We start from the raw sequence: 1,294 nt of genomic DNA, 5'->3' as shown, positions 1-1,294 counted from the left end.
GGTACTTATATTTGAATTAATCGTTAAATTAATCGTTCAAATACATTCAAATATATTATATAAGCTTTGTGAAGTACATTTATGAGATTAAATGCTTATTTTGAAAATTGTTCGCCAATAAATCTTATGAAGATAATCTATAGTTCATAGGAATTAAATGCGGTCTACTTTAAGCTTTTAAACATATCCTCAACAATATCCCAAGCATATATTTGCAGAGTTTTTCCGCACCCTAAATTCTTATCCTCACAAGCTTTTCATTATATTCTCATCACCCTTAATAAAATATGTCAAGAAGGTCTGGTAACAATTTATGCTAAATTCAAGTCGTCTCAAATGTAAGTTAACAAACATTCATTTTTTGAGGCTGCGTTTGGGCAATAGACTATATAAGCTGTTATAGGCGCTATGCCGAACCTAACGAAGTCTACTCCAAAAATTAAGATGCCAGCTTTTAAAGTTTTTGATAACGATATCGATTTTGAAACCCTTCAAGAATATCTCCGCTGTGAAGCGATCGCAATTGATACGGAAACCATGGGTTTGATTCCCAGACGCGATCGCCTTTGCCTAATCCAAATCTGTAACGACGAGGAGACCGTGAGTTTGGTGAGAATTGCCAGAGGGCTGAAGGAAGCACCAAATCTAAAGTATTTGTTTGAAGCTGACGATGTGACCAAGGTTTTTCATTTTGCACGATTTGACGTTGCCATGCTGGAAGCCCATCTCAGCATTGCCACCCACCCCATATTCTGTACTAAGATTGCTAGCAAATTAGCTAGAACCTATACCGATAAGCATGGTCTAAAGGAATTGGTGCGCGAACTGGAGAAAATTGAACTAGATAAATCATCTCAATCCTCAGATTGGGGGAACGTTCAAGCTCTATCCGAACCGCAATTAGAATATGCTGCTAATGATGTGCGCTATCTACTGTCTGTCTATCGCAAGCTCATCGATATGTTAATCCGTGAAAATCGCTACGATCTGGCGAAGGCATGTTTTGCCCATATTCCTACCCTCGTATATCTAGATTTGCTGGGCTATGCGGATGTTTTTGCCCACTAATTTTTATGAAACAAAAGCTGAGGCGCACGCGTAGCGTGCGCCTCAGCTTTTATTTCGGGATTTTAATTATGCTCAGGTACTTATACCAATTCCCAAAAGTGTGGCTACACTTTTGGGAATTATAGATAATTCAAATAAAAACTACAGCTTCGACTTCGCTCAGCTAGCTTACACCGAGGGCTGAGCGAAGTCGAAGCCCGTCTACAAGTTATTTAAAACAACTATA

1 protein-coding gene is annotated in these 1,294 nt (G+C 38.6%); it reads left to right on the top strand.

Annotation, left to right across the window (positions count from 1 at the left end; genetic code table 11):
- The first annotated feature begins 438 nt into the window (after positions 1-438).
- Positions 439-1,068, top strand: a complete 630-nt coding sequence (locus tag AC805_RS15405) for a ribonuclease D (RefSeq protein ID WP_055076241.1) — start codon at positions 439-441, stop codon at positions 1,066-1,068.
- Positions 1,069-1,294 lie beyond the last annotated feature (226 nt).

It is taken from the genome of Pseudanabaena sp. 'Roaring Creek' (assembly GCF_001402795.1).
Lineage (GTDB): Bacteria > Cyanobacteriota > Cyanobacteriia > Pseudanabaenales > Pseudanabaenaceae > Pseudanabaena.
Note: the sequence above shows the minus strand (reverse complement) of the source record. Positions and strands in the feature narration are given on the sequence as shown.